This is a genomic window from Methylobacterium persicinum (assembly GCF_022179525.1).
Taxonomy (GTDB): domain Bacteria; phylum Pseudomonadota; class Alphaproteobacteria; order Rhizobiales; family Beijerinckiaceae; genus Methylobacterium; species Methylobacterium persicinum.
The window spans coordinates 172942-179829 of record NZ_BPQX01000028.1; the positions used below are offsets into that span (position 1 = coordinate 172942).

Sequence of the window (6888 nt, forward strand, 5' to 3'; positions counted from 1 at the left end):
CCGACTTTGCGAGCGAAGCGAAGCAATCCAGGACTGCGGGACCTCTCAGGATGAAGCGGATCCCTGAGTTGGCTCTCATCGCTCGCGATGATGGGCAGTTCGCAAGAATCCGTTCAGTCCGTCGCCGACCGGCCAGCGCTTTTCGCCTCGCGCCGACACTTGTCGGAGCAGTATTTCACCTCATCCCAGACGCGTTCCCACTTCTTGCGCCACGTGAAAGGCCGGCCGCATTGGACGCAAACTTTGGTGGGAAGATCGCCCTTCCGGCGCATGGGTGGCATCAGGTTCGTTCCTGCGCGTGGGCAGCGTGCCGGCGCGCCTTGGCATCGAGGGCGAGGCCGAGCCCGAGCATCAGCGCGAGCCCGATGAGGTTGACGGCAATCTGCAACGGCCAGACCGGACCGAACGTCCGGTAAAGGATCCGCCCGATGAGGGCCGCGAGGCAGCCTGCGGCGAAGATCTCCAGGGAGTGTTTCCCGCAAGCCTCCGCCGCGCGCAGCATCGGCCGTTCGGCCAGATCGCGAAGCGCTGGCGTGCTGAACAGCAGGTAGGCCAGGGCCAGAATGTCGAAGAGCCGCAGCGGCGCGACATGACCCTTGTCGGGTGCCTCGATCAGCAGCGGACGCAGGTCAGGTAGGCCCCATTCGCCCCAGGATCCGCCCTGGAAGAAGGAGAAGATGAGATAGGACACCGCGAGGATCGTCACTGCCGGGTGCCGCGGCAGGAATCCCCCGCCCGATCGCACAGCCACGGCCAGGGCTGCCCCGATGACGAACAGGAACTGCCACGCGAACGGATTGAAATACCAGCCGTCATCGACGGCAGCGGCATTCGGCAGGTTGAGTTGATGATCGACGTTGGCCGCGAGCCAGATCGTAGCAGATAGGGCCAGGGTCCCCCACATCCCCCGCGTCAGGCCAAAATAGACGATCGGGAACAGAGCTAGAAGGATGATGTAGAGGGGCAGGATGTCGAGGTAGTTCGGCAGCGCATTGAGGGCGAGGCCTCGCAACATCCCCTGCCACAGGCCCATCTCCAGAAGGGGCTTCACGCCGAAACGTGGAACGAGCCCTGTCATGTCCATCCAGGCCCGCACGATGAGCAGCGTCGCAATCAAAAGCACGGCCTGGAACAGGTAGATTCGCAGACAGCGGCGGAAGATCCGTTTCAGCGTCGTGCCGACACCCGCCCGTGCGAACAGGCCGCCATAGGCGACCATGGACGAATACCCGGCCAGCAACACGAAGATCTCGGCTGCATCGGAGAACCCGAAATTGTGCAGAGTGAAGGCGGCCGGTGCGTTCTGGGGGATGTGATCGATGAAGATCATCAGCAGCGCCAGACCGCGCAGGACATCGACCCGCTTGTCGCGCTTGCGCGGAGCGGGGGACGGGCGCGGCCCCCCGGTCCACGCGCCATGTCCGTCTTGCGGGGTGGGGGCGTCCATCGGTCAGCGCAACAGCGCGAGGCTGGTGAGCCACAAACGGTAGAGGCGCGGCCAGAGGGCCACGGGCGTATCCGACCGGCCGATGCCGAAGCCGTGCCCGCCCACGGCGAAGCGGTGATACTCCACCGGAACCCGGGCGGCGCGGCATGCTGCATCCAGGATTCCGCTGTGCTCCGGGCCGATCACCGGATCGTCGTCTGTCTGGACGAGGAAGATCGGCGGACAGCCACCCCGCACATAGGTCTGGAGCGACCACGCGGTGCTCTCGCCGGGCGTCGGGCTATCGCCCACCAGCGAACGGCGTGAGGTCGTCCGGTCGTTAGGCGGTTCGAGGGAAACGACAGGATAGAGCAGGGTCGCGAAATCGGGCCGGGCCGAGCCCTCGTCGGCCGCATCCTGCGGTGCGTAGGAACGGAATGCCGAGCGCGACGCCGCCATCCCGCACAGATGCCCGCCCGCCGAGAAGCCCATGACGCCGAGGCGGGCGGGGTCGATCCGGAAGCGATCGGCCTGCGCGCGGATCAGGCGAATCCCGCGTTGCACGTCCTGCAGGGCCACCACGGGCCCGTCGTTCCAGTTCTCCCGGGGCAGGCGGTAGGTGAGGACGAAGGCGGTGATGCCCTGGGCTGCGAGCCAATAGGCGGCGGGGTAGGCCTCCTTCACGAGGCCGATCCGCGCATAGCCTCCGCCGCCCGCGACGAGGACGGCGACGCCGTTCGGCGTCTCTGGCACGAATGCTTCGAGGATGGGCGTCGCGATGTTGCTGATGGCGCCGCTGTCGTCCCGGCGAAGGGGCCCGCTGGGGCCACCCCCACCCGGCGGCGTCGAGGGCCACAGGGCAATCCGTTCCGGTGCGCCGACTGCCCGGGCGGGCGAGACGCTCATCGCCGTGGCAAGGGTCAGGAGAAACGAACGACGATCCGGCATGCGGCTGTCCCGCGACCGCCGCATCCCGCCGACAGCGCAGCCAAGCAAGATCGCCGGATCAAATAGGTTCCCCGCCCCGGTGGCGCACAGAGGCCGGAGACGTCCCGCCGCCCTGGATTGCTTCGTTAAGCTCGCAATGACGGGGGCGGAACGTCGGGATTAGGTGCCTGAGGAAACGTCTTCCGGCTTACCGGGAGAACCTCTTGTATTTGATCTTCTTCGGCATGATCGAATCCGCCCCGAGACGGCGCATCTTGTCCTGCTCGTAATCGGAGAAGTTGCCCTCGAACCACTCGACGTGGCTGTCGCCCTCGAAGGCGAGGATGTGGGTCGCGATGCGGTTCAGGAACCAGCGGTCGTGGCTGATGATCACCGCACAGCCGGCGTAATCCTCAAGCCCCTCTTCAAGGGCCCGGAGGGTTTCCATATCGAGGTCGTTGGTCGGCTCGTCGAGGAGCAGGACGTTGCCGCCCTTCCGCAGGGTGGCCGCAAGATGGACGCGATTGCGCTCGCCGCCCGAAAGGGTGCCGACCTTCTTCTGCTGGTCCGGCCCCTTGAAGGCGAAGGCGGCACAATAGGCGCGGGAATTGATCTCGCGCTTGTTGAAATACAGGATGTCGTTGCCGCCGGAAATTTCCTGCCACACGGTCGAATTCGGATCGAGGGCATCGCGGGATTGATCGACGTAGCCGAGGTGAACGCTCTCGCCGACCTTGATCTCGCCGGCGTCGGGCTTCTCCTGCCCGGTGATCATCTTGAACAGGGTGGTCTTGCCGGCGCCGTTCGGGCCGATCACCCCGACGATGCCGCCCGGCGGCAGCTTGAACGACAGGTCCTCGATCAGCAGCCGGTCACCGAACGCCTTGGAGAGCTGGTTGAATTCGATGACGTTCTGGCCGAGCCGCTCCGTGATTGGGATGACGATCTGCGCCGTGGCGTCGACCTTCTGCTGCTGCTTGGCGACGAGTTCCTCGTAGCGGGTGATACGGGCCTTCGATTTCGTCTGGCGGGCCTTCGGGGAGGCGGAGATCCACTCCTGCTCCCGGGCGATGGAGCGCTGGCGGGCCATGTCCTCGCGGCCCTCCTGCTCCAGGCGCTTCTGCTTCTGCACCAGCCAGGAGGAGTAGTTGCCCTCGTAGGGAATGCCCTTGCCGCGGTCGAGCTCGAGGATCCAGCTCGTCACGTTGTCGAGGAAGTAGCGGTCGTGGGTCACGATCAGGATGGCGCCGGGATACTGGCGCAGGTGACCTTCCAGCCAATTCACCGTCTCGGCGTCGAGGTGATTGGTCGGCTCGTCGAGGAGGAGCAGTTCCGGCTCCCACAGGAGCAGGCGGCACAGGGCGATACGACGGCGCTCGCCGCCCGAGAGGGTGGCGACCGGCTGCTCATCGCTCGGGCAGCCGAGTGCTTCCATGGCCTGATCGACCTTCGAGTCCAGTTCCCACAGACCGAGGGTCTCGATCCGGTCCTGGAGTTCGGTCATCTCGTCGGCGGTTTCCTCCGAGTAGTTCATGGCGAGCTCATTGTAGCGGTCGAGCATCGCCTGCTTCTCGGCCACGCCCTCCATCACGTTCTCGCGGACGGACTTGTTCGGGTCGAGGTGCGGCTCCTGCGGCAGGTAGCCGACGCGGGCACCCTGCGCGACCCAGCCGTCGCCGGTGAAGTCGGTATCGATCCCCGCCATGATCTTCAGCAGGGTCGACTTGCCGGCGCCGTTGACGCCCAGCACACCGATCTTGGCGTCCGGGTAGAAGGACAGATTGACGTTATCGAGGACCTTCTTGCCGCCGGTATAGGCCTTGGTCAGCCCCTTCATGTGGTAGATGAATTCGCGGGCCATCGCGGATCGTCCTCGGTCTGGAAGGGGTGAGTCGCGGCGTGCGGCGGCGGACATGGGGGCCGGCACTCTCACGCGAGTCAGGATGTTTCGTATGATCCGTCCCGACTATCAGGCTGACCGAACAGCGGCAAGGATCGGGCCGGCTTCAGGCGAACGGGTTCTTCACGGTCCGGGGCGGCTCGTCGGCGGCCTCGGCGACGTGTTCCGGCAGATCGCCCGCCTCCAGGGCCCGGACGATGGCCTCGAAGGTTTCCTTCAGTTTGCGTGCCTGGGCGAGCCCGGCCTTGTCCCGGCCGATGTCGAGGGAGCCGTGCAGGGCAATTTGGTCCGTGCCGTTCTCGATCGACAGGCTGCCGATGCTGCGCACGGACGCGTCGTCCGCGAAGGGTTCGAATCGGTCCGGTGGTGAGGCTTTGCCCGTCATCGTTGCCCCCGACACCCCCATGACCGCGACCGAAGCGAAGCCATGAGGCGCGACCGTTCCTATCAGAAGATCGACCGCAGGACATCGCGCACGGTCCTGCGCAGGAGACGCATCGCTTCCCGCCCAAGCCAGTCGCGCCACGTCTGCTCGTGGCGTGGGGCATCTCCCCGGGAGGAGGCGTGGGGATCGGGCAGCGTCATAGCGGTCGCCTTGGCCGCCGGCGGCAGGCCCGGGAACACGTCGATCCCCGCCGCGTCGCGAAGCGCATCGACAGAGATGCTTTTCCAGTCCCGGCCCGGGGCATTGGTCACAAGATAGGCGCCCGCCTGCCCCGTCGAGGGGTCGTAGATTGCCTTGTAGAGCTGCGTCGGCACCAGCACCCCCGCGCCGATCTGGCGGAGGGAATCGCCCGCGAAGATCACCCCGGTCACCACGTAGACGGAGCCCCGGCGGGTCGCGAACCGGCGGACGCCCTCCTCGATATCGCCCCAGATGCCGCGGTTCATGGTGCGGTCCTGCGGGACGATGTTGGCAAGGCTGAAGGACTGCGCCTGCGCCGACTCGGTCGGCATGTCGCCGGCGGGTGAGAGGTGACCCCGGTCGAAGCCGCTGCGGACGTAATCCTCGAGCCGGGCGCGGGAATCGGCCGGCAGCCGCGCTTCCTCATGGAAGGAATCGTCCCGGGCGACGGTGCGGGCCGCTGCGATGCTGTCGCGGGTCAGGTGCTCGGCGGAATAGAGGGGCGTGCGGGTGACGCCCGAATCCAGGACCGCGAACGCCTCGAAGCACAGGGCCCGCGTCTGCGCGGCGATCTTGGGATTCACCACGACGGGTGCGAGTCCCCCCGCGAAGACGCCGGGGCAGCTCTCCGCCGATGCCGGTTCGGCCCCCAATCCCGCAAGGATGACGAGGACGAACGGTCGCGCCGATCTCACCAGCAGGCCCGGACGTGCCGGATCCCTTCCGGCGTGGGCCGGTCGCGACGGGCACAGGGGCGGCCGAGGCTGGTGGTAAAGGGTCGCACGTCCCGGTCGGGGCCGCCCGGCACGATCCGGTCGGGACAGAGGCCGAGGAAGTTGCACGGAAAATCCAGGTTGCCGTCGACAGGCCTAGGATCGGCCAAAGCTTGGCTGCAGTAAGGAGCAGCCGAGATCAGCAGCATTGTGCAGAGACGAGCAACGCTCAACGGCGAACCTCATGTTGCGGCGAGGGCACGAGACTGGAAAAAAGCGTCTTCATGACATTGATTGAAGCGACGATCGTTCGTAACTGGAAATATCGTGATAGCGGCGGCATTCGGGATCTCATACGGTCGCGCCCCGCTCAAGGCCCGTGCGGTTTTACCGGTGAGGATCGTCGCGGCGGGCGGCACACTGAAATGAGCGAGTGCGAGCATTGCCGATCACCCCTGAGCAATCAGCGTTGCTGGATCGTGTGAACGAGCCGTCGGATCTGCGGCGCGTGCCTGAGGCGGAGCTTCAGGCCGTGGCGGATGCGGTGCGTGCGGAGATGATCGACGCGGTGTCGATCACCGGGGGGCATCTGGGCTCGGGCCTCGGGGTGGTCGAGCTGACGGTGGCGCTGCACCACGTGTTCGACACGCCCGACGACCGGATCGTGTGGGATGTCGGGCATCAGTGCTACCCGCATAAGATCCTGACCGGACGCCGGGACCGGATCCGCACCCTGCGCCAGGGCGGGGGCCTGTCGGGCTTCACCAAGCGGAGCGAGAGCGTCTACGACCCGTTCGGGGCGGCGCATTCCTCGACCTCGATCTCGGCGGCGCTCGGCATGGCGGTGGGCCGGGACCTCGACGTGGCGGCGGCCAAGGCGCGGGGCACCGCGGACCGGCTGAAGCGCCGCAACATGGTGGCGGTGATCGGCGACGGGTCGATGTCGGCGGGCATGGCCTACGAGGCGATGAACAATGCCGGCGCCCTGCACTCGCGCCTGATCGTCATCCTGAACGACAACGACATGTCCATCGCCCCGCCGGTGGGGGCGATGTCGGCCTACCTCGCCCGCCTCGCCTCCGGGGACACGTACCGGACCCTGCGCGATGCGGCCAAGCAGCTCGGCAAGCTGTTGCCCAAGTCGATCTACCAGCGCGCCGCCGCGGCGGAGGAGTACGCCCGCTCCCTGGTGGTGGGCGGGGGCACGATGTTCGAGGAGATGGGCTTCCACTACGTCGGCCCAGTGGACGGGCACAACCTCGACCACCTGCTGCCCGTGCTGAAGAACGTCCGCGAC

At 66.6% G+C, this 6888-nt stretch carries 7 protein-coding genes; 1 reads left to right on the top strand and 6 read right to left on the bottom strand.

What is annotated here, in order from left to right; translation table 11 throughout:
• Positions 1-113: 113 nt before the first annotated feature.
• From MFF22_RS12750 to MFF22_RS12775, 6 genes are all read right to left on the bottom strand, one after another.
• Positions 114-281: a DUF2256 domain-containing protein gene (locus tag MFF22_RS12750; protein ID WP_238249337.1), complete on the bottom strand. Its 168-nt coding sequence runs from the start codon at positions 279-281 to the stop codon at positions 114-116.
• Positions 281-1447, bottom strand: coding sequence for an OpgC family protein (locus MFF22_RS12755; protein ID WP_238249338.1), 1167 nt, complete (start codon positions 1445-1447; stop codon positions 281-283). Before MFF22_RS12755 ends, MFF22_RS12750 begins: the two co-directional genes overlap by 1 nt.
• Before the next feature lie 3 nt (positions 1448-1450).
• Entirely contained in the window at positions 1451-2374 is a 924-nt protein-coding gene (locus MFF22_RS12760) for an alpha/beta hydrolase (protein ID WP_238249339.1), read from the bottom strand.
• 187 nt (positions 2375-2561) lie between these two features.
• A complete protein-coding gene (ettA, locus tag MFF22_RS12765) occupies positions 2562-4214 on the bottom strand; it encodes an energy-dependent translational throttle protein EttA (protein WP_238249340.1) in 1653 nt (550 codons plus the stop codon).
• 145 nt (positions 4215-4359) lie between these two features.
• Positions 4360-4638 carry a hypothetical protein gene (locus MFF22_RS12770; protein WP_238249341.1) on the bottom strand — a complete coding sequence of 93 codons (279 nt, stop codon included), beginning with the start codon at positions 4636-4638 and terminating at the stop codon, positions 4360-4362.
• A gap of 62 nt (positions 4639-4700) precedes the next feature.
• On the bottom strand, positions 4701-5579 hold the full coding sequence (locus MFF22_RS12775; protein WP_370877590.1) for a DNA/RNA non-specific endonuclease: 879 nt from the start codon (positions 5577-5579) through the stop codon (positions 4701-4703).
• Positions 5580-6033: 454 nt separating this feature from the next.
• Between MFF22_RS12775 and MFF22_RS12780 the strand changes: the two genes are divergently transcribed.
• A partial coding sequence (locus tag MFF22_RS12780) for a 1-deoxy-D-xylulose-5-phosphate synthase N-terminal domain-containing protein (RefSeq protein WP_283206173.1) occupies positions 6034-6888 on the top strand: 855 nt, incomplete at its 3' end.

Coding starts and splice junctions, on each gene's coding strand:
- MFF22_RS12750 (WP_238249337.1), bottom strand. CDS start 281: ATGCCACCCATGCGCCGGAAGGGCGATCTTCCCACCAAAGTTTGCGTC.
- MFF22_RS12755 (WP_238249338.1), bottom strand. CDS start 1,447: ATGGACGCCCCCACCCCGCAAGACGGACATGGCGCGTGGACCGGGGGG.
- MFF22_RS12760 (WP_238249339.1), bottom strand. CDS start 2,374: ATGCCGGATCGTCGTTCGTTTCTCCTGACCCTTGCCACGGCGATGAGC.
- ettA (WP_238249340.1), bottom strand. CDS start 4,214: ATGGCCCGCGAATTCATCTACCACATGAAGGGGCTGACCAAGGCCTAT.
- MFF22_RS12770 (WP_238249341.1), bottom strand. CDS start 4,638: ATGACGGGCAAAGCCTCACCACCGGACCGATTCGAACCCTTCGCGGAC.